We start from the raw sequence: 22,610 nt of genomic DNA, 5'->3' as shown, positions 1-22,610 counted from the left end.
TAAGTTATGAATATAATAAAGAAGCGCTATTTAGCTATAGCATTATTGATTTCTCAAATTGGTTTTGCACAAGAAGGACTAACGGTAAATTCTGAATATTTAGCAGATAACTATTATCTTTTACATCCTGCTATGGCAGGTATTAAGAATAGTACGAATGTTAGATTGACTGTAAGACAACAGTGGAGTGGTGTAGATGATGCTCCTCGTCTTATGACGATGAATGCAAGTACTCGTCTAACTGATCAATCAGCTATCGGAATTATCGGATTTAATGATAAGAATGGTTATCACTCTCAGACTGGTTTTAAAGCGACGTATGCTCACCATATTACCTTTAGTGAATCACGTTATGATTTAAACCAATTGTCATTTGGATTGAGTGCGGGTTTTGCTCAGACGAAGTTAGATGAAAGTGAGTTTGGAGGATTTGATCCTAATGTAGCAGGAGGACTAGAATTAAAAGATTCTTATTTTTCAGTTGATTTTGGTGCTGCTTATCACTATCAAAATTTCTTCTCTATGTTTACAGTGAAGAATGCAGTAACAAGTTCTAGTAAATTATACTCGGATACAGAGAGCAATAACTTTAGAAAATATATTTTAGGTGCAGGGTATGCATTTGGAAATACGAGATATGGAACAGGTTGGATTTATGAACCATCTATATTAGCTCAGTATACTGAAGAACGCGAGGACTTCGCTCTAGATGTTAATATGAAGGTTTATAGACAGTTTGATTTTGGTAAGATTTGGGCTGGTGCGTCTTTTAGATCTAATTTTAATGGGACAGACTATTTTGAGAATGGAAAATCTAAAACACAACGCTATCAGTATATTTCTCCAATGTTAGGAGGAAACTATAAGAATGTTAGTTTCGCATACTCTTATACTAAGTTGATGGGAGATCTTACTTTCGGTGATGGTGCTTTCCATCAGTTTACAGTAGGATTTAATATATTTCCGAAACGTACGAGTTTAGAGTGTAATTGTCCGACAGCAAAAGATTAAATAATAAAAAAATCCCGATATTTATCGGGATTTTTTATTGCTATATATTATGATTATAAAAGAAATAAGAGGAAAATATCCTCAAATACCTGAGGACTGCTACGTGGCAGAGAATGCAACTATAGTAGGTGACGTTACATTCGGAGAGAAGTGTAGTGTATGGTTTAATGCTGTTATTCGCGGTGATGTGAACTCTATTACGATAGGAGATAAGGTGAACATACAAGATGGAGCTATCGTGCATTGTACCTATTTAAAGCACCCAACTGTGATTGGTAATAATGTTTCTATAGGGCATAATGCCATGGTACATGGATGTACGATACATGATAATGTGTTAATCGGTATGGGAGCTATTGTAATGGATAATTGTGTCGTACACAGCAATACAATAATTGCAGCTGGTGCTGTTGTCACTCAGAATACGGTAGTAGAGGCAGGTTCTATATATGCTGGTATGCCAGCTAAAAAGGTAAAAGATATAAGTGCATCAGACTTTGGAGGTGAGGTAGAGCGTATAGCAGATAATTATGTGATGTATTCTAGCTGGTATAAATGATTAATTAAGAATTTTGTACAATTAATATGCAAGCTGGAGGTACCATAAATAACGTTGGGAGTATAAGTACGAGAAGTAGTTTTTTTAAACAAAATAAGTAGTATATTGCAGTGTATTAACTAAATAGTACTGTTTATGAAAAGTGAATATTCTAGATTTGAAATTTTTTGTTATCTATTTTGTGCGCTAACGATATTTACTTTCTTTGTCTATCATGTGTCTTATTCAATAGGTAAATTTGTAGCGTTTGATTTATAAATAATATACTCTAAGTCTACAAAAAAACATTATTGAGGATAAGTCAATACGGCATACATTGTAATGAAGAACCAATGTTTTTTAGAACTACATTTTATATATTAATAAAGGTCTAATACTTCATATGTATTAGACCTTTATTATAAATGATATTTTTGTGTTTATCCTAGGAACTCTTTAACGATATCGAAGAACATTTGTGGGTTCTCTGCATGTAACCAATGTCCGGTATTTGGAATCGTTTTGATAATTGCATTAGGGAAGTGTTCTTGGATAAGAACTTCATCTTTTTCTTGTATGTACTTAGAGTTTCCTCCTCTAATGAATAGCGTATTTCCTGTGTATTCAGCACCTTCTTCTACGCCTTCACCTACTACATCTTCATTTTGATTAAAAGCATTGAGATTGAATCTGAAACCTAGTTGTCCTGGTTCTACCCAGTATAAACTTTTTAATAAGAAAAGTCGTGTGCCGATTTCGGGAATATGAGAAGCGATGATTTCTTCTACTTCTTTTCGACTTGGTTTAGTAGAAAAGTCTACAGCGTTAAGCGCTGCTAATATATCCTGATGATGTGGGGCGTAGCTGCGCGGTGAAATATCTGCTACAATTAGTTTTTCTACTTTAGCTGGGTAACGAGTGGCTAACTTCATCGCTACTTTTCCTCCCATAGAGTGTCCTAATATGATAGCATCACATATAGCGTGATGATCCATATAACGAACTATATCCTCAACCATAAAGTCATAAGACCAATCGTTAGAATGAAAACTGCGACCATGATTTCTAAGATCTAATAGGTGTACTTCGTAACCTATTTCAGCCATTTGTTTACCAAAAGTATTCCAGTTGTCAGACATTCCCATGTAACCGTGCATGACAATTAAAGGGATACCTTCGCCTTCTATTTTAGAGTATAATATATCTGCCATTATTGTAATTTTCTGATATACATATTCACTACATTCTCTAATCCTAAGTAAAGAGATTCTGAAATTAAAGCATGACCAATAGAAACCTCTAGTAGGTTCGGAATATTGTTCTTAAAGAACTCAATATTCTCAAGACTTAAATCGTGCCCTGCATTAATTCCTAATCCAAGTTGGTTCGCTAATTCAGCAGCTTTAGTATAAGGTATTATAGCGTTTTCATTTCCTTTAGCATATTCAGCAGCAAAGTTTTCAGTATATAACTCAATGCGATCAGCACCTACAGTTTTAGCACCTTCTACCATTTCTAATACTGGATCTACGAAAATAGAAGTACGGATATTGCGAGATTTACATTCTTGAATTACTTCTTGTAAAAATGCTTTGTGCTTAATAGTATCCCATCCCGCATTAGAAGTAAGTGCGTCTACAGCATCAGGAACTAATGTTACTTGGGTAGGTTTGCATTCATATACTAAGTTTAAGAAGTTATCCATAGGGTTACCTTCTATATTATATTCAGTGTAGACTACGTCTACTAAATCACGTGCATCTTGATAACGAATATGTCTTTCGTCAGGTCTAGGGTGTATAGTTACTCCCTGAGCTCCGAATTTTTGTACATCTTTGGCTACTTGCAATAAATTAGGAACATCTCCTCCTCTTGAGTTTCTTAGAGTAGCAATTTTGTTGATATTAACAGATAGCTTAGTCATAAAATTAAGTTTTAAAGACAAAAATACAAACTATAATTAACGTCTATTGTTTTATTTTTGATTATTTTGCACTTCTAAATAATAACCTTGAATTATGTTATCTCCTGACTTCTTTCTACTAACAGATTATCCTATCTGTAAATTGAATACGCTTATTAAAGATATTCTGCCTTATCTAGAAAAAAGTAACTATTCTCATCTTCCTGTGGTGAATAAAGATGATATCTGGATTGGTAATATCAATACAGAGGATATTTATACAGCTGATATCGATAGCACTATTCAGGATGTTATGTATGATTTAGATAAGTTCTATCTTTTAGAATCTTCTAATTTGAATCCTTTTGATTTTTTTGATTTGTTTAGTCAGTGTGATACGAATACAATTCCGCTATTAGATGAAGAGGGAAAAATAAAAGGAATATATTCTAAAGAATATTTGTTAAATGAATGGAGTAAAACAATGTTTTTTGATGAAAAGGGCACTACTTTTGTCATCGAAAAAGGACATTTAGATTATAGCTTCTCAGAAATAACACAAATAGTAGAAGGTAATAATGCTAAAATGATAGGTCTATTACTATTGTCTAATAATAATCATAATACTCAACTATTAGTTAAAACTAATAGTATCAATACAAAGGTTATTCTAGATGACCTAAGACGTTATGGTTATGAGATAGTTAGTACACTTTCAGAAGATACGCATATTAATGATCTAAAGGAAAGAACAGAATACCTTAATAAATATCTAAACATATAATATGAAGTTTGCGATTTATGGACAGACTGCCAAACCTATAGTACAAAATATAGTACGTAGGTTATTTAACTTATTTCAAAAATACGAGAACACAGAAGTAGTGTTTGAAGAAAAGTTTTACAGTCTATTGAATGAACAAGATATTCTTGATAAAGAATACCAAACGTTTGGAACGAATAATCCATTGACTAGTGAAGTGGATTTTTTTATTAGCGTGGGAGGTGATGGAACAATGTTGCGTGCCGCTAATTTTATTAAAAACACGAATATCCCAATTGTGGGAATTAATGCAGGAAGATTAGGTTTTTTAGCTAATGTACAACACGATAATTTAGAGGAGCATATTCCTTTATTGTTTGAAAGTAAGTTTAAGAGGTCAAAAAGATCTTTGTTGAGCTTAAATTGTTTACCTGAAGAAAATAATGCTTTTGATATTCAGTATGCCTTAAACGAGGTGACTGTATCAAGGAAGAATACAACTTCCATGATTACAGTAGAAACTTATTTAGATGATGAGTTTTTAGCTACTTATTGGGCAGATGGGTTGATTATATCTACTCCTTCAGGATCTACAGGATACTCTCTAAGCTGTGGTGGGCCAATAATAGAACCTGAAACAGGTTGTTTTGTATTAACTCCATTGGCACCACATAATTTAAATGTGAGACCGTTGGTTATCCGAGATAATTTAACAATTAAGTTAAAAGTAAGTTCTAGAGAGAAGCAGTTCTTAGTGTCACTTGATACAACTACAAAAGCTGTGGATAATGATACAGAATTAATTATTACTAAAGCTCCCTTTACGGTAGATTTAGTAGAGTTCCCTACTCAGAGCTTTATTAAGACATTGAGAAATAAATTACTGTGGGGAGAGGATAAGAGAAATTAAAAAAGTCAATAAACTATATACTTTTTAAGGGTTTTCTACGTTTAGAACAAAATAGCTTAACCTCATTTGGTCAATCCATGAGAAAAAATTAGATTTTGAAAGGTCTATATTACTATATTTGTAAATTATTTTAACAGAATGAATAAAATTCTTATATCTCTATTACTGATACTTACAACAGTTATAGCTAAAGCTCAGATTCACGAATTCGGTGTAGGGCTTGGGGGTTCTAATTATGTAGGAGATATTGGTTCTACTCAATATATAGCACCAAAGGATATGGGGTATAATGTGTTTTATCGTTGGAATAGAAGTCCTAGGCACTCGTTTAGAATTAGTTATTCGCACCATAAAATAGGAGGTGATGATGCTAAGTCTGATATGGGAAGCCGAAAAGAAAGAGGATATAGTTTTACTAATACTATTCAACAATTGTCAGTTGGAATTGAATTCAATTTTTTTGAATTTGATTTACATCAGGAAAATTTTGGTTTTACACCTTATCTTTTTGTTGGAGTATCAGGTATAAGATATAATGATATTTACTTTAGACCCAGCACCCCTATTGAAGGGTTTGAGTCAACAAGTGTGGATTTAGTAAAAGGAGAAAAGAAAAATTCAATGGCTATACCTTTTGCAGGTGGGTTAAAATTAAGACTTACTCCTAAGATAAATCTGAATGCTGAAGTAGCTGCACATTATACTTTCACTAATAATTTAGATGGAAGTAGTCCTACAGACGCAAATAAAAAGTCTTATGGCTTTGGTAAAAACGGAAATGATTGGTTTTTTTACTCAGGTATATCGATAAGTTATACTTTTGGAAATAACCCATGTTATTGTGCAGATTAAATGAATTTGAAAGAACAGATTAACACAGACAATTTACCTAATCACTTAGCCATCATTATGGATGGTAACGGTAGATGGGCAAAACAAAAAGGATTTCTAAGAACGCTAGGCCATGAGAATGGTGTTAAGTCCGTGCGTACTACTATTAGCACATGCGTTAAGTTAGGAATTAAGCATTTAACTTTATATGCATTTTCTACTGAGAATTGGAATCGTCCCAAATTGGAAGTAGAGATGTTAATGAAATTATTAGTGAAGTCACTAAAAAAGGAACTCCCTACTTTTACAAAGAATAATATTAAACTTAATGCTATAGGTGATTTATCTTTATTACCAGAGAAAGTACAAGCTCAATTAAGAGATGTATTAGAACAGACTAAAGACAATACTCAAATGACTTTAACATTGGCATTGAGCTATGGTTCTAGAGCTGAACTAATAAAAGCTGTAAAAGAAATTTCATTTAAAGTTAAAAATAACTTAATTTCGGAGGCTGATATAGATGAATCAGTTATAAATAATCATCTTTACACGAGTGATCTACCTGATGTTGACCTATTAGTTAGAACAAGTGGAGAGCAACGAATAAGTAACTTTTTGTTATGGCAAATCGCTTATTCTGAGCTTTATTTTACAGAGGTACTTTGGCCGGATTTTACGGAAGAGGAACTCTATAAAGCCCTTCTTACTTATCAAAATAGAGAAAGAAGGTTTGGAAAAACAAGTGAACAAATAAAATAAAAAACGAATCTAATGTTTCAAAAAGGTACATCTCTTTTTGCACTGTTTATTGCTGGTTTAGTATACTCTCATGTGCATGCACAGGACAGTATAAAAGTCCCTTCTTTCGAAGCTCCTAAAATCTATACTTTAGGAAATATAACAGTGACAGGAAAATATAGCTTAAACCCACAAACGATAGTTACTTTTACAGGGCTTTCTAAAGGCCAAAAAATAGCTGTGCCTGGAGAAGAGCTTTCGCATGCTCTTACAAAGTTATGGAAGGTTGGTTCATTTACTGATATTAACTTCTACGAAACATCTGTTGTAAATGACACTATTAATTTAGAACTTACTTTAAATGAATTACCTCGTTTAAAAAGTGTAAAGATTAAAGGTTTTAAAAAGGCAAAGTCTGAAGCTCTTATTAAAGAAGCTAAACTGAACAGAGGTAAAATTGTTAATGACAACTTTCTATCTACTACTAAGTATTTCTTATTAAATAAGTATAAGAAGGATGGTTACTACAATACAAAGGTAACTTTAAATACTATTCCAGCTGATTCGACAGGCCGAACAGTAGAACTATTAGTTGGAATAGATAAAGGGAAAAAAGTTCGTATAGAAGAGATAGCTTTTAGTGGTAATACACAGTTAAGCGATAAGAAATTGAAAAAAGCAATGAAGGAGACTAAGCAACGTAGTCCTTTTAATCCTTTGCGTATTTTCAAGCCTTCTAAGTTTATCAAAGCTAAATATGAAGAGGATTTAGATAAACTTGTTAGTAAATATAAAGAGAATGGTTATAGAGATGCTCGTATAATTGCTGATACAACAAGCTATAATCCTGAAACAAATAGAATCAGTATAAATATTGATGTTACTGAAGGTAATAAATATTACTTCGGAGACATTCGTTTTATTGGTAACACCGTTTATACTAATAGTCAACTAAAGCAAGTATTAGGTATTGAGAAAGGTGATGTTTATAATGGAGTCTTGCTTGATAAACGTATAGATGATAAAACTGATCCCGATGGATATTATATATCAAATGTGTATCAGAATAATGGATATTTATTCTCTAACGTTAACCCAGTTGAGGTTAGAACTGCAAATGATACAATCGATTTCGAGGTAAGAATTGTGGAAGGACCTATCGCAAGGTTTAATAATATTACTGTTTCTGGTAATGATAACACACACGATCACGTAGTTCATAGAGATATAAGAACTCGTCCAGGTGAGATATGGAGTAAATCGTTAGTGATGGAAACAATTCGTAGACTTGGAGGGTTAAATATTTTTGATGCACAAGCAATTATTCCAGATGTAAAAAATGCTGATCCAAATTCTGGAACAGTTGATATCGACTGGCAAGTAACTGAAAAAGGATCGAGTCAGGTTGAATTACAAGGAGGATACGGTGGTGGAGGATTCATCGGTACATTAGGACTGTCGTTTAATAACTTTTCATTGAGAAATATATTTAATAAGAAGTCTTATAAACCATTCCCAATGGGAGACGGACAGTCTTTATCACTACGTCTACAAGGAAGTACTTACTATCAAACATATAGTATAAGTTTCTCTGAGCCATGGTTTGGAGGGCGTAAACCTATTAACTTCTTTGGTACAGTAGCGTACAGTACACAGAATCTTTATGATTATGTAAATCGTCGTACAGATAGAAGTAGAGGATTTGATATTACAACATTACAATTTGGTATAGCTAAACAATTAAGTGTGCCAGATGATAACTTTGTATTATCTCATACTTTGAGTTTCCAATATTATAATATGAAAAATTATAATACAGGATTATTTACATTCGGAGATGGAGATTCTCGTAACTTAGCTTATCAGATTGAATTAAGACGTGATAATCGTGGTAATGACCCGATTTTCCCAACGTTTGGTTCTTTCTTTAGTGTAAGTGGTAAGTTTACTGCTCCATATTCGTTGTTTAACAATGTAGATTATAAAAACCTTGGTGATCAGCAAGAATATAAATTAAGAGCAAAAGCAGGTGCAATAGATCCAGTAACTGGAGCGACTATCCCTGTAGGAACTTATTTAGATTCTAGCTATAGACCAGTTAATAATTGGGAAGATGCTACAGCAGATGTAGCTAAAGTGGATCAAAAGAAATTTAATTGGTTAGAATACTACAAATTAAAATTCAAAGGAGATTGGTATACAACTATCTATGATAAATTAGTAGTTCGTGCACTTGGAGAGTTTGGATATATGGGAGCTTACAACAATAATAGAGGTGTTGTTCCATTTGAAAGGTTCTATGTAGGAGGTGATGGATTAGCGAATTATTCATTAGATGGTCGTGAGGTAATTCAGTTAAGAGGATACCAAAATCAGACATTAACACCATATAATGATAGAGGAGAACAAATCGGAGGTACTATTTATAATAAATTTTCGTTAGAATTACGTTACCCTATTACATTAAAGCCAAGTGCATCAGTTTATGTGTTGACTTTCGCAGAAGCAGGGAACTCATTTGCATCATTTAAAGACTATAGTCCGTTTGAATTAAAACGTTCTGCTGGTTTTGGTGTTCGTGTGTTTATGCCGATGTTTGGATTGTTAGGTATTGACTTTGGATATGGATTCGATTCTGTGCCAGGTACTACTCAGAAGAGTGGATTTCAAACACACTTTATTCTTGGGCAATCGTTTTAATGTACTAGTTACATCATAAACTTGATTTAGAATGAAAACGTATTTAACTTTATTATTTAGTATTTTTGGATTAGTATCAGTAGTGGCTCAAGGTGGTAGTGCTCGTGTAGCCTACATTGATATGGAGTACATCTTAAGTCAGACACCAGAGTATCTACAGGCTACTAGTCAATTAGATGAAAGAGCAAATACGTGGAAAGGAGATGTTGATAAAAAGAAGGCTGAGATTAAAAAATTAAAAAATAATCTAGCAGCTGAACGAATTTTATTAACCAGAGAGTTGATAGAAGAGAAAGAAGAAGAAATCGCTATATTAGAGGATGAGCTTTTTCAATATCAACAAAAGAGATTTGGTACGTCAGGTGATTTGATTACACAAAAAATCATGTTAGCTAAACCAATACAAGATCAGGTTTTTGCTGTAGTGGAAGATATTGCAGAGGCTCGTAAATTTGATTACGTTCTAGATAAAAATTCTGAGGCTACTATGGTAATTGCTACAAAAAAACACGATATTAGCGACTTAGTTTTACGTAGACTTGCTACAGCTCGTAGAAAGCAAGGAATGACTAAGTCGGAAGCACAAGCAGTAGAAGAAGAAGAGCAGAAAGAGGATGCAATGTCTCTAAGACAGAGTAGACGTGAAGAGCAACAGAGACGCAAGGAAGAAGCTGAGCGCATCATGCGAATTGAGGAAAAGAAGAGAAAAGAAGAGCTAGCAAACGATGTTAATTATCAGAGAGAGCAAGAACTTCAGAGAAGAAAAGAGGAACAAATTAAGGAGCAGATAGAGAAGCAAGAGAAACTGAAACAAGAAAAAGCGGAGAAAATTGAAGCTCAGAAGCAGTTAATCGAAGAGCGTAAACAGCAAGCAGAAGATAAGCGTTTGCAAAATGAGAAAAATAGAGAAAAAGCTACTCAAGAACGATTAAAAATGATGGAGGAGCAACAAGCTGAATCTGATAGACGTAAAGCAGAAAGAGATAGACTGATACAAGAAGAGTTAGAGAGAAGAAAGCAACAAGCTTTAGATCAACAGTCTAAAAAATCTTCTGTAGATATAGAAAAATTACAAGAAGAACGCAGAGTAGCTCAAGAAAAAAGAGAAGCAGAACAAAAACGCAAGCAAGAAGAAGCGTTGAAAAGGCGACAAGAGCTGATAGATGAGTCTCTACGTAAGCAAGAAGAGCGAAGACAGCGTATCTTAAAAGAGCAAGAAGATAGAAAGTTACTAATCTTGCAGAAGCAAGAAGAGGCGAGAAAGAAAGCTGAAGAAGCTAATAAAAAGTTGAATAACAATAAAATATAAATCAAAAATCGAGAAAGATGAGAAAAATGAAATCTTTATTAATTGCAGCTACAATGTTTTTCGGAGTTAGTACTACAGCGGTAATGGCTCAATCTAAAGTAGCACATATCGACGTAAGAGCTTTAATGACAGAATTACCAGCGATGAAAAATGCTAATGCTGAATTAAAGAAAATAGGTGAAGGATACGAGAAAGAAATTTCTACAATGATGTCTACTTACCAAACTAAGATTCAACAATACCAAGCAGAAGCTGCTACCGCAGGAGATGCTAAAAATGAAGAAAGAGCTAAAGAAATCGATGAATTACAACAAAGAATTCAACAGTTTCAAACAACAGCTCAACAAGATTACGGTAAGAAAGAGTTAGAGTTAACTCAACCTATCGTAGAAAAAGCTTTAGCGGCTATCCAGAAAGTAGGAAAATCTAAAGGATTTGACTATGTATTAGATTCTTCTAATGGTTCTGGAGTTTTATTAGCGGGAGGAGCAGACCTTTTAGCTGATGTAAAAAAAGAATTAGGAGCTAATTAATTTTAGTTTAATTAAATAATCATAATCAAAACCGCTCTTGTTAAAGAGTGGTTTTTTTTATATTTGTATATGACTAAGAACAACCCTATAGGTTTATTTGACTCTGGAATAGGAGGAACAACTATCTGGCAAGAGATTAATCTCTTAATGCCAAACGAAGATACTATCTTTATAGGTGATCAGCTTTATGCTCCTTATGGAATCAAAACAAAACAAGAAATAATAGATTTATCTCTTAAAAATGTTGAGTATTTAGTCTCTTTGAATTGTAAGATTGTAGTTGTAGCATGTAATACAGCAACGACTAATGCAATAAGTGAGATAAGAGCTAGGTGTCATATTCCTATTATCGGAATTGAGCCAGCTATTAAACCAGCTACTATCTTAACGAAGACTTCTAAAATAGGTATATTGGCTACTAAAGGAACGATTACAAGTGACTTCTTTACTTCTAAGGTCAAGATGTATCCTGATATAGAGATCATTGAGCAAATAGGATATAATTTAGTTAACTTGATAGAGAATGGAAGGATTCATTCTCAGGAGATGAAGGATTTACTTCGTTCTTATTTAGAACCTATGGTAGAAAAAGGAATAGATACTCTAGTTTTAGGTTGTACTCATTATCCTTATCTTATACCTATTATAGAAACGATTATTCCAAAAGAAATAAAGATTATTGATTCTGGAAGAGCAGTTGCTAAACAAACAAAAAAAATATTAGAAGACTTGGATTTACTTACTACTAAAGAAAGTAGAGGTGTTAATTATTTTTTTAGTAATACAGATGTGTCTATCCTTAAAGAATTTGTTCCTTCTAATGGAATAGTGGAGTATAGAAAATTTTAGTCTAAGTAGATTAAGAAATATTGTAAAAAGAGATATACCGAGTGTATGTCTCTTTTTTATTGGTTGTTTTTGTTGTTAGATAATTGTCTGTTTAATAAAAATGTAATATGTTCTTAATTTTTAAATAAATGTGCTGTTAATGTATGCATGCATAATTCTTTTAATTTGTTAATTGTATTATATTAAAATGAGTTTATTTGAGTTATATTTTAATAATAATTAAAAAGTAAAAATATGAATGTTAAAAATAGACTTAAATATTTGTAAAACTAATAGAACTGTATATATTTGAAATAAACGAATTATAAATAACAGTTTATTATGATAAGAAAAATATTATCACTGTCTCTACTTACTTTGATATCTACATCAGCCTTTGCTGGGGGGTATAGAGTTGCAATGCAAGGAAATAAACAACTTGCAATGGGACATACGGGAGTAGCAGTCATAAGTAGTGGTGCGGAATCTTTATTCTTTAACCCTGCTGCATCTGTTTATTTGGAAGATAAGTTTAATTTTTCAGGAGGTGTTAGCGTTTTAGTCGCTGATACTAAATTTCAGAATAAAACTTATGGATGGGAGAATGAAACTCGTAATCCAGGAACACCATTCTATGCATATGGTACGTATAAGGCTACTGATTGGATGACAGTTGGTTTAGCTATCTACTCACCATACGGTAGTAAAGTAGAATGGGATAAAGATTGGCAAGGTTCACACTTAGTAAACAATATTGATTTAAAGGCAATCTATTTTCAACCAACTGTAGCTATTAAAGTTAGTAAACACTTTAGTTTTGGAGGAGGTCCTATTTTTGTAAATGGTGGAGTTACATTTAATAAAAACTTGTCTCGTAGTATGACTGATGAGCAAGGGAATAGAACGAATGTAACAGTAGAAGCTAAAAATGTTACTGCTTGGGGATGGACAGCTGGATATATGGTGAATGTAGATGATCATCTAAGATTAGGATTAAACTATCGTTCTAAAATTGTTATGGATGAGAAGAGCGGTAAGTCTAAATTCGCTGATGTACCAGGATATGGTCAAGGATTGTTTAAAAATGGAAAAATTAAAGCACAGATGCCTTTGCCAGCAGAATTGGCAGTAGGAGCATCTTATACTTGGAATAAGTGGTTATTTGCTTTTGATTATAATAGAACATTTTGGAATGCATATAAAGCATTAGAAATTGAGTTTGTAGACAACCCTGCAATTGGAACATCTGTAAATCCTCGTAATTATAAAGACTCAAGTACTTATCGTTTAGGATTACAGTATACAATGAATGATCAGTTAACACTTAGAGCTGGTTGGTATTATGACGAAAGCCCTGTACAAGAGGGATATTTTGCCCCAGAAACGCCACGTAATGATTCTCGCGCCTATACAGGAGGATTTAGTTATAAGTTTAAGAATGGTATAGCAATAGATATGTCATTGACTTATTTACACTTTAGTGATACAAATAGTTCTTATGACTATTTTATGGAAGATGGTCAGAATGTGTCTTTTGGAGGGACTTATAAGTCTTCTGTAATTAGTGGTGGTCTAGGAGTAAGCTATAGTTTTTAATTTAATTAGGAAGAAATCATGAAAAAAAGATATTTATTATTATTACCTGCCATTGCTTTATTAGCAGCATGTGAACCTTCGATTAAAGACGAGATTAATTCAGGAACATATTATGCAGGAGAAGCTGACTTTAGTTCATACGTAGCTGTTGGAAACTCTCTTACTTCTGGGTTTATGGATGGAACTGTTTTTAAATCAGGACAGAAGAACTCATTTCCTAATATATTGGCAACACAATTTAAAGTAGTAGGAGGTGGAGAGTTCACTCAACCATCATTTGAAGATGATATTAATGATGTAGGAGGTTTATTGTTTGGAGGGCAAGCGAATCCAGGCTTTCCAACAAGAATGATTGTTAATATGATGCCTGGAGCTGATGGACAAGCTATAGGGCCTCAGAATATTGATAGAGCAGTAACTATAGAAGCGACTAAGCAACAGAAAAAAGCATATCACAATGCTGGTGTACCTGGTGCTAAGACTTTCCATTTAATAGCACCTGGATATGGTAATCCATCGGGATTATTAACCACTCCTGCTACCGCTAACCCATACTTTGTACGCACGGCTACAGCGGATAATGCGACAGTATTAGGTGATGCGATGAGTCTGAAGCCAACATTCTTTACGAACTGGATTGGGGCTAATGATGTATTAGCATATGCTACTTCAGGAGGAGAAGGTGTGGATCAAAATAAAGCGGGAGGACTTAATCCTGCTATGTATGGTTCAAATGATATTACTCATGTAGGAGTATTTAAACAAGTGTATGAACAAATCACGATTACCTTAACTTCTCAAGGTGCAAAAGGTGTGGTAGCTACTGTTCCTGATGTGACAGCGATTCCATTTTTTACGACAGTACCTTATAATCCATTGTCTCCTAAACTTATTGGTGAAGGGAATATAGATCAACTAAATAGTCTAATTGGATTATTAAAACAAATTTTAGCAAAAGGGGGACAAGGGGATAGACTTCAGTTGATATCTAAAACTTCAGCTAATCCACTTTTAATTCAAGATAAAACTTTGGCAGATATGTCTGCTTTATTAGAAGGAGGGTTAACACAAGTAGTTGGAGCAGGTTTATTTCCTATAAAATTAACACCTGAGCAAATCAAGTTTATTGCAATGTCTTATGGGCAAGCTAGACATGCTACTGCAAAAGATTTAATGCTGTTAACAAGTAAGGCACAGATTGGAGCTTCATTACCTCAGTCAACAGGTAACCCTACAATGGATGCTATGCTGAAAAAAGGAGTTAGTTTCCCTATTAGTGATTCTTTTGTACTTAACCCTACAGAACAAGCAAATATCAAAGAAGCTACAGTTCAATTTAATAGTATTATTAAAGCAACAGCTGCTAGTAAAGGATTAGCTGTAGCTGATATGAATGATATCTTAAATAAAGCAGTTTCTGGGCTTAGAGTAGAAGATGGTCAAATCTATACAGCTAATTATTTCCAAGGAATGGGGAATTTAAATACGGTTATGTTCTCATTAGATGGAGTACATTTAAATGGAAGAGGATATGCATTTATAGCTTCAGAGATTTTAAGATCTATTAATAAACATTATAAGGCTAGTATACCATTAGTTAATCCTGCTGTATACCCTGGGCCAACATTAATGGTTGGTAATAAGTAAAATTCTTTTTAATTTTAAACAAAAAATTAAATATGGGATTTATCATTAGATTATTAATTACTACTGGTTTAGTTGTTTTATTGGCAAATATATTACCAGGAGTTTTTGTAGAGAGTTTTACTACTGGACTATGGGTGGCGGTAGCGTTAGGGATATTAAATATGTTTTTAAGGCCTATTTTAGTGTTTATGACATTACCTGCGACTATTGTTACTATGGGATTGTTCTTACTTGTAATTAATGCAGTTATCATACAGTTAGCAGCCTATTTTGTTAATGGTTTCACAGTAAGTGGATTTTGGACTGCATTACTATTTAGTGTTGTCTTGACATTTTGTCAATCTGTAGTAAATGGGTTTCTACAAAAAGATGAGCCTAGAAGAGGATAAAAAAATTAATAGTTGAAATACAATTACTTAAAAAGTTGTTTGGGTTGTAAAAATAATATATTTTTGCAACCCAATTTTATATGTAAATACATCAAAAATGAATATTACAAGAAATAATGTAGATGCTCTTAATGCAATCGTAACTATTGAGCTTGCAAAAGAAGATTACCAAGGTAATGTAGATAACGTTTTATCTAACTACAAAAAGAACGCAAACGTTCCTGGATTTAGAAAAGGTGCAGTTCCAATGAGTTTAATCGTAAAACAATATGGTAAAGCTGTATTGTTCGAAGAAGTAAACAAAATTTTGCAAGAAAAATTAAGTAACTATCTTGTAGAAGAAAAATTAGATATTTTAGGAAATCCATTACCAGTAGCTAATGATATTAACTGGGATGCAGATGTATTAAAATTTGATTTTGAATTAGGATTAGCTCCTGAGTTCTCTTTAGACTTAGAAGGTAAAAATAAAATCAAGAAGTTCAAAGTTGTAGCTGATGACGCTATGCTTGACGAGCAAGTTGAGTTTATTCAAAAACAATACGGAAAAATGATCTCTAAAGAGATAGTAGAAGAGACATCAGAAATGGTAGGTTCTTTTGTTAACGAAGAAGAGGGAATCAACAATGAAGTTAAAATTGCTGTAAGCGATATCAGAACTAAAACTAACCAAAAGAAATTTATAGGTAAAAAAGTAGGTGACCAAGTTACTGTAAGTACTAAAGGTTTATTCGAAGATGACCATAAATTAATGGAAGTTTTAGCTGTTGATCACGATAAAGTTCATGGATTAGAAATTGATGTAGTATTTACTATCAACGAAATCAATGAAACAGAGAAAGCTGAATTAAACCAAGAGTTATTCGATAAATTGTTTGGAGAAGGAGTTGTTACTTCTGTTGAGCAATTAAAAGAAAAAATCAAAGAAGATGCTGAAAAGCAATTTGCTAGTCAAGCAGATCAAAAATTCTTAAATGATGTTTACGAGCATTTATTAGAGAATACTTCATTTGAATTACCAGCTGCTTTCTTAACTAAATGGTTAATGGATGCAGGTGAGACTCCAATGACTGCTGAAGAGGCTGCTGCTGAGTACACAAAATCAGAAAAAGGTTTACGTTACCAATTAGTAGAAGGTAAAGTAATGTCTCAATATGACTTACAATTAAACTTCGAAGAAATTAAAGAATATACTACTAAGTTGATTAAAGACCAAATGGCTCAGTTTGGACAAATGGATCCTGAAGCTAAAGTAGTTGAAGATATTGTTGCTAGAGTAATGACTAACCAAGATGAAGTTAGACGTATTTCTGAGCAAGTTATGAATGAAAAAGTGTTAGCTTTATTTAACGATAAAGTAAAAGCTGAAGTAAAAGAAGTATCTTACAAAGATTTCGTTAAGGAAATGTACGGAGAATAATATCCGGAAAAAAATAAGTATATTTGAGCGTCTTTCTGTTAAAGAGAGGCGCTTATTTTTTTATATAGTATTTAAAATAAATTGAAGAAGAATATGGATTTTGGTAAAGAGTTTCAAAAATTTGCTACAAAGCACCAAGGAATAAATAGTATGTACTACGATAAAATCGTTAGTAGTATGACTCCTTACATCATAGAAGAAAGACAGATGAACGTTGCTTCTATGGATGTGTTCTCACGTTTAATGATGGATAGAATCATCTTCATGGGAACAGCTATTGATGATTATGTAGCGAATATTATACAGGCGCAGTTATTATTCTTAGAAAGTGTAGATAACGAGAAGGACATTAGTATCTATGTGAACTCTCCTGGAGGAGGTGTTTATGCTGGATTAGGTATCTATGATACTATGCAGTTAATCAAACCTGATGTAGCAACGATTTGTACAGGTATGGCAGCATCAATGGGAGCTGTATTATTATGTGCTGGAGCTGCAGGAAAACGTTCTGCATTACCACATTCACGAGTGATGATTCACCAACCATTAGGAGGAGCACAAGGACAAGCTTCTGATATCGAAATTACAGCACGTGAGATATTAAAATTAAAAGATGAATTATACGAAATCATCTCTAAGCACTCTGGACAATCTATGGAGAAAGTACATCATGATAGTGATCGTGACTACTGGATGATTGCACAAGAGGCTAAAGAATATGGAATGATTGATGAGGTTTTAATTAGAAAATAATTTATGGCTAAAGAAGAAATGTCATGTTCATTCTGTGGACGTGCTAAATCTGATACAAATATTCTAATTGCTGGTATAGATGCTCATATTTGTGATCGTTGTGTAGAGCAAGCTTATGGTATAGTATTAGAAGAACAACAGTCAAAACATTTAAGTGATTTGTCAAGTGATTTATTACTTAAGAAACCAATGGAAATAAGAGCGTTCTTAGATGAGTATGTCATAGGGCAAGATCAAACTAAGAAAGTAATGTCTGTAGCTGTTTATAATCACTATAAACGTCTTCTACAAGAAATGAATGGAGATGATCAAGATATCGAAATTGAAAAGAGTAATATCTTGATGGTAGGACAGACAGGTACAGGTAAAACATTAGTGGCAAAAACAATTGCTAGAATGTTGAATGTACCATTAGCTATCGTAGATGCGACAGTATTAACAGAGGCTGGTTATGTAGGAGAAGACGTAGAAGGTATTCTTACTAAACTTTTACAAGCTGCAGATTACGATGTAGAAAAAGCAGAGCGTGGTATCATCTTTATAGATGAGATAGATAAAATCGCGCGTAAGAGTGATAACCCATCGATAACACGTGATGTGTCAGGAGAAGGAGTTCAGCAGGCTTTATTAAAGCTTCTAGAAGGAAGTATAGTAAATGTACCACCTAAAGGAGGAAGAAAGCATCCAGATCAGAAGTTTATAGAAGTAAACACAAAGAACATTCTATTCGTAGCAGGAGGAGCTTTTGACGGAATTGAAAGACTTATTTCTAAACGATTAAATATGCAAGCTGTAGGATATAAGTCTACAGTAGAAGGAGATCAAGTTGATCGTACTAACTTAATGCAGTATATTATTCCTAAGGATATTAAGGACTATGGATTAATTCCTGAGATTATTGGAAGGTTACCTGTATTAACGCATATGGATCCATTAGATAAGACGACATTGCGTGCAATTCTTACGGAACCTAAAAATGCTCTAATAAAACAATATGAAAAGCTATTCGAAATGGATGGTATTAAGTTCTCTATTACTGATGAGGCTTTAGATTATATTGTAGATAAAGCACTAGAGTATAAGTTAGGAGCTAGAGGGTTGAGATCGTTATGTGAAGCTATTCTAACAGACGCTATGTATGAGTTACCTAGCCAAGATGGAGTAAAAGAGTTAAATGTAGATAAAGACTACACGGCTCAGGCATTAAATAAAAATTTATTGCAACGATTAGAAGTTGCATCATAATAAAAAAGCAGGAAAGATCTTCCTGCTTTTTTTATTGAGTAAATTGTTTTCTCAATTTCATATATTTCTTAAGTTGGTTGGATGTTATTCTGTTCTGATTAATTAAAAGATTTAATTTATTATCTAATACATTAATATCTAACATGAGATCAGAGTATCTTTTTAAGGCATCTTTATTACCATATAACGCTTTTGGGTATATTTCTGAGTAGATAGAAGCATGTTGACTGTAAATAGTAAGTATAGAGTCTATTTCTACTTGGTAAGCTTTATCTTCTTCTGTAGGCTCCATTACTGTATATCGCCCTTCATTACAACCAGAAAAAAGAAGAAAGAAAGAGATAACTAATAGATAAACATATTTTTGCATAATACAGCATGATTTATGGAAGGTAAAAGTACTGGCTATAAATGACAGTGTTTTACGGAAAACCTCATTTAGTGAATATTTATGTCAAAAAGATAGATGAGTATTAGAGTTTACTGTAGTATTTGGTTAATGGAGAATCTGGGTTTAAATGATTCCCATATCTTTTACAATACCAATAAGGTGTGTCGTGTTTTTAGCATTAAAAGAAACTCTTAAACGGCTAATTCTCTTTTCGATACTACTTGTACTTGCTATTGATAAATTATCTTCTTTAAACTTATGACTCATTTCACTTTGAGAATACCCTTCTGCTAGTAGACGGAGAATAGTTAAATCTTCCTCTTGTAGTACTAGTGTGACAGGATTGTCTTTTACATCCTTGATATCTGGTGATAGATAAGGTTTTTCCTCTTGTTGGATATAGGTGATAGCTGCTAGTAATTCTTTAATACTATTTCTCCCTTTGCTGATATAAGCATTGACTTTTAAATCATCTATTAATTCACTTACTTCTATAAATCTGTTTTCTATAGAATAGACAATGACTTTAAGATTGTCATCTTGTTCACGTATTAATTTGATTAAGTCTGCTCCTCCCTTTAGTTTAGTTTCTCTATAGTCTTCTTGAAAAGACAAGTCAGAGATAATTAAATCAAACGGAGAGTTATTGTTCTTAGCACCTTGAATTTTTAGCCAAGCATCATCACAGTATTTAGTACTGTATACTTCGACCTGTGGAATGTTGTCACTTAAGGCTTGTACAATACCAATATTGATACTATCATAATCCTCGACAACTAATATCTTTTTAAACATAATTTTTTTTCGGTAATTGGATATTATACTTTACACCCAGTTTATTAGTTGAATCAAATATAAATGTTCCTCCAATATTAGTAATACGGTTTTCCACATTTGAAAGCCCATTTTTTGATTTAATATCCTCCTGTATGATTCCTACGCCGTTATCAGAATAGAATATTTTAAAGTATTTTTTATCTTCATTGAATTTGAATACTACTATAGTAGCCATACTATGTTTCTTCATATTGACTAATAATTCTTGTATTACTCGATAGATGGTTATCTTTTGATTCGTATCAAGTAGAGAAAAATCAAAATTGTCAAGCCCTGAGATGATAATCTGGCAGTTAGCAGTAGTGTATTCATTGAATAAATTAGTCAAATGCGTAACAAAGGTTTCATCCGTTGCAATAGAGCTATGTTGCAGAGAAATATTTCTTGCTTTTTTATAGATAGACTCCAGATCAGATAGTAAATGATTCTTTGTTTCTGGAGTTTCAAGGTTAAAGTTCTGTGTATACGTTAATGCATTGAATACATCATTCGCTAATTCGTCGTGTATCTTTTTAGCAATTTTAGTTTCTGTTAAGTAAGACTGTTGAATCTTATCTAGTCTATGATGATGTTTTATTCTTCTGTAAATAAAAGATGTAATCACTCCACCTGCCAATAAACAAAGAAGGCTTATATAAAGAGCATTTTTACTTCTAGCAGATACTAGTTCACTGTGTTGTAAATCAAGTTTTAGCTTAATGTTCTCTTGTTCATGTTGTTCAAAGTCATAACGTATTTTAGCGAATTGGTTCTTCGCTTGCTGAGTCTCCGTAGCGATTTCTTTAGAAAGGTCTATATAATCTGCATAATACTTAGAGGGACTGTCTGTACTAGACTTGATGAGGTATTCAAGAGCTTGTAGTTTGTCTTTTTTATTTTTATTAGTTGTAGTGATTTCATAAGCCTTTAAGGCATAGTCATGTGCAGAGTGATAATCTTTATTTAAGGTATAATATTCTGCTAGGTTGATATAGCTTCTATAGATGTCATTTTGATTGATATCGTTTAGTCTTATAGCTAAGGCTTCTTCAAGTTCTTTTAACCCTTGTGATTTGTCTTGTAAGTAAAGGGCTTTTCCTAGGTTATTAAGGACTCGTGCTTGCTCTAAGGGCATTTCTTTAAATACATTAGAAGAAAGAATGCTTTGTAGAATATCAATTGCTTTAGTGTATTCTTTTAAACTAATATAATTAGAAGCTATATTGTTGTTTATTATATCTTTATCTATATTTTCAGGTATTAATTTTAATGCATATTTGTATGTTTTTATTGCTGTTAAATTATCATCTAGATTAGTATAACAATGTGCTAAAGTATTATAAATATAAATGACAAAAGGTTTATTGTCTTTATTAACTTTAGGAAGTTCCTTAATGATTAATTCTTGTGCACTATTGGAGTCGCCAATAATTAAATAAATTGTAGCTATACGTAGATTGTTGTAAGTAATACTTTCTTCTGATTTGTAAATTTTTTTAAAATAAAAGTTAGATTTTAAAAAAAAACTAAAAGCACTATCTAATTGATTTTTATTATATAAGCTATCTGCATGACCTTGATATCTATAAGCTAATTCTGATTCTTTTTCATTAGTGGAATTAGCTGGTTTTGTTAAGCACGAACAAAAAGATAACAGTAGAAGTGTTGTCAAAAGAAAATTCGAAGAATAGAAAGTGTGTAGGTGTCTTTTCATTCTTCGAATTTAGTAATTTTCTAAATAGGTCAACTACTTTGATGTAGGTCTTTTAATAGGAGTTAGTCCCCAATCATCTTTTTCCATCTCTTGATCTACTCCATTTACTTTAACCTCTTTCTTCATTTGAAGTTGGTTGTCATCTTTATCACAGCTTACCATTGATAATGTGATTACGCCTAATAGCATTACTGCTTGTACTGTTTTTCTTATAAGATTAATATAAAATAAGATAGTAAAGTTACACTATTAAAAAATAAAAAAGGTTTAAGGAATAGTTTTATTCCTTAAACCTTTTCATTTAGGGACTATTTTTTAATAGGTGGTTTGATGGTAGTATTACCTAAATCATTATTGTCTACTTGTTCATTTGTGTTTTTTGCATTTTTTGGAGGTTTGATAGTAGTATTACCTAAATCATTATTGTCCTCTTGTTCATTCATTACTTTTCTTATAGGAGGTTTAATAGTAGTATTACCTAAATCATTATTGTCCATCTCTTGATCCACTCCATTTGCTTTAACCTCTTTCTTCATTTGAAGTTGGTTGTCATCTTTATCACAGCTTACCAT

General features: G+C 32.7%; 23 protein-coding genes. 16 read left to right on the top strand and 7 right to left on the bottom strand.

All coding sequences use genetic code 11. The features are described 5' to 3' along the window. Positions 1-6 precede the first annotated feature (6 nt). Both AABL85_RS06840 and AABL85_RS06835 read left to right on the top strand, forming a co-directional pair. On the top strand, positions 7-1,011 hold the full coding sequence (locus AABL85_RS06840; RefSeq protein WP_006257333.1) for a PorP/SprF family type IX secretion system membrane protein: 1,005 nt from the start codon (positions 7-9) through the stop codon (positions 1,009-1,011). Between the two features lie 49 nt (positions 1,012-1,060). Further along, the gene (locus AABL85_RS06835; protein ID WP_006257332.1) at positions 1,061-1,570 is read left to right on the top strand and encodes a gamma carbonic anhydrase family protein; all 510 of its coding nucleotides are present in this window, start codon (positions 1,061-1,063) and stop codon (positions 1,568-1,570) included. Between the two features lie 419 nt (positions 1,571-1,989). Here AABL85_RS06835 and AABL85_RS06830 read toward each other — a convergent pair whose 3' ends face one another. Further along, positions 1,990-2,760, bottom strand: a complete 771-nt coding sequence (locus AABL85_RS06830; RefSeq protein ID WP_341309610.1) for an alpha/beta fold hydrolase — start codon at positions 2,758-2,760, stop codon at positions 1,990-1,992. Next, on the bottom strand, positions 2,760-3,473 hold the full coding sequence (locus AABL85_RS06825; protein ID WP_341309609.1) for a pyridoxine 5'-phosphate synthase: 714 nt from the start codon (positions 3,471-3,473) through the stop codon (positions 2,760-2,762). The genes AABL85_RS06830 and AABL85_RS06825 overlap by 1 nt, the downstream gene beginning before the upstream one ends. A 94-nt stretch (positions 3,474-3,567) precedes the next feature. Here AABL85_RS06825 and AABL85_RS06820 point away from each other — a divergent pair, with 94 nt between their 5' ends. From AABL85_RS06820 to clpX, 14 genes are all read left to right on the top strand, one after another. Continuing rightward, the gene (locus AABL85_RS06820) at positions 3,568-4,236 is read left to right on the top strand and encodes a CBS domain-containing protein (RefSeq protein WP_041888918.1); all 669 of its coding nucleotides are present in this window, start codon (positions 3,568-3,570) and stop codon (positions 4,234-4,236) included. 1 nt (position 4,237) lies between these two features. After that, positions 4,238-5,125 (top strand): NAD kinase, encoded by an 888-nt coding sequence (locus AABL85_RS06815; protein ID WP_286413506.1) that lies wholly within the window; start codon positions 4,238-4,240, stop codon positions 5,123-5,125. A gap of 138 nt (positions 5,126-5,263) precedes the next feature. Beyond that, entirely contained in the window at positions 5,264-5,977 is a 714-nt protein-coding gene (locus AABL85_RS06810) for a DUF6089 family protein (protein WP_286436739.1), read from the top strand. Next, on the top strand, positions 5,978-6,718 hold the full coding sequence (locus AABL85_RS06805) for an isoprenyl transferase (protein ID WP_286413508.1): 741 nt from the start codon (positions 5,978-5,980) through the stop codon (positions 6,716-6,718). Positions 6,719-6,730: 12 nt separating this feature from the next. Then, positions 6,731-9,397 (top strand): BamA/OMP85 family outer membrane protein, encoded by a 2,667-nt coding sequence (locus AABL85_RS06800; RefSeq protein WP_286413509.1) that lies wholly within the window; start codon positions 6,731-6,733, stop codon positions 9,395-9,397. Positions 9,398-9,428: 31 nt separating this feature from the next. Next, positions 9,429-10,706: an OmpH family outer membrane protein gene (locus AABL85_RS06795; RefSeq protein ID WP_341309608.1), complete on the top strand. Its 1,278-nt coding sequence runs from the start codon at positions 9,429-9,431 to the stop codon at positions 10,704-10,706. A gap of 17 nt (positions 10,707-10,723) precedes the next feature. After that, on the top strand, positions 10,724-11,239 hold the full coding sequence (locus tag AABL85_RS06790) for an OmpH family outer membrane protein (RefSeq protein WP_006257321.1): 516 nt from the start codon (positions 10,724-10,726) through the stop codon (positions 11,237-11,239). A gap of 69 nt (positions 11,240-11,308) precedes the next feature. Beyond that, positions 11,309-12,088 (top strand): glutamate racemase, encoded by a 780-nt coding sequence (murI, locus tag AABL85_RS06785; protein ID WP_341309607.1) that lies wholly within the window; start codon positions 11,309-11,311, stop codon positions 12,086-12,088. A gap of 321 nt (positions 12,089-12,409) precedes the next feature. Further along, a complete protein-coding gene (locus AABL85_RS06780; protein WP_341309606.1) occupies positions 12,410-13,663 on the top strand; it encodes an OmpP1/FadL family transporter in 1,254 nt (417 codons plus the stop codon). 18 nt (positions 13,664-13,681) lie between these two features. Further along, entirely contained in the window at positions 13,682-15,310 is a 1,629-nt protein-coding gene (locus tag AABL85_RS06775) for a hypothetical protein (protein ID WP_341309605.1), read from the top strand. A 32-nt stretch (positions 15,311-15,342) separates the two neighbouring features. Then, positions 15,343-15,699: a phage holin family protein gene (locus AABL85_RS06770; protein WP_006257317.1), complete on the top strand. Its 357-nt coding sequence runs from the start codon at positions 15,343-15,345 to the stop codon at positions 15,697-15,699. Between the two features lie 97 nt (positions 15,700-15,796). Next, positions 15,797-17,119, top strand: a complete 1,323-nt coding sequence (gene tig, locus AABL85_RS06765) for a trigger factor (RefSeq protein ID WP_341309604.1) — start codon at positions 15,797-15,799, stop codon at positions 17,117-17,119. Between the two features lie 93 nt (positions 17,120-17,212). Beyond that, positions 17,213-17,872 (top strand): ATP-dependent Clp endopeptidase proteolytic subunit ClpP, encoded by a 660-nt coding sequence (clpP, locus tag AABL85_RS06760; protein WP_006257315.1) that lies wholly within the window; start codon positions 17,213-17,215, stop codon positions 17,870-17,872. A gap of 3 nt (positions 17,873-17,875) precedes the next feature. Further along, entirely contained in the window at positions 17,876-19,117 is a 1,242-nt protein-coding gene (gene clpX, locus AABL85_RS06755) for an ATP-dependent Clp protease ATP-binding subunit ClpX (protein ID WP_006257314.1), read from the top strand. Positions 19,118-19,148: 31 nt separating this feature from the next. Here clpX and AABL85_RS06750 read toward each other — a convergent pair whose 3' ends face one another. The 5 genes from AABL85_RS06750 to AABL85_RS06730 form a co-directional block, all read right to left on the bottom strand. Continuing rightward, entirely contained in the window at positions 19,149-19,487 is a 339-nt protein-coding gene (locus AABL85_RS06750) for a hypothetical protein (RefSeq protein ID WP_286413515.1), read from the bottom strand. A 144-nt stretch (positions 19,488-19,631) separates the two neighbouring features. Then, positions 19,632-20,303 carry a response regulator gene (locus AABL85_RS06745; protein WP_286413516.1) on the bottom strand — a complete coding sequence of 224 codons (672 nt, stop codon included), beginning with the start codon at positions 20,301-20,303 and terminating at the stop codon, positions 19,632-19,634. Continuing rightward, complete coding sequence (locus tag AABL85_RS06740) at positions 20,296-22,038, bottom strand: histidine kinase (protein ID WP_341309603.1); 1,743 nt, start codon at positions 22,036-22,038, stop codon at positions 20,296-20,298. The genes AABL85_RS06745 and AABL85_RS06740 overlap by 8 nt, the downstream gene beginning before the upstream one ends. A 33-nt stretch (positions 22,039-22,071) precedes the next feature. After that, the gene (locus AABL85_RS06735) at positions 22,072-22,227 is read right to left on the bottom strand and encodes a hypothetical protein (protein WP_286436731.1); all 156 of its coding nucleotides are present in this window, start codon (positions 22,225-22,227) and stop codon (positions 22,072-22,074) included. Positions 22,228-22,346: 119 nt separating this feature from the next. Continuing rightward, a partial coding sequence (locus tag AABL85_RS06730; protein WP_341309602.1) for a hypothetical protein occupies positions 22,347-22,610 on the bottom strand: 264 nt, incomplete at its 5' end.

The organism is Myroides odoratimimus, assembly GCF_038039805.1.
In the GTDB taxonomy this organism is placed as follows: domain Bacteria; phylum Bacteroidota; class Bacteroidia; order Flavobacteriales; family Flavobacteriaceae; genus Flavobacterium; species Flavobacterium odoratimimum_B.
The sequence above is the reverse complement of the archived record's forward strand: the minus strand, read 5'-3'. Positions and strand labels throughout refer to the sequence as shown.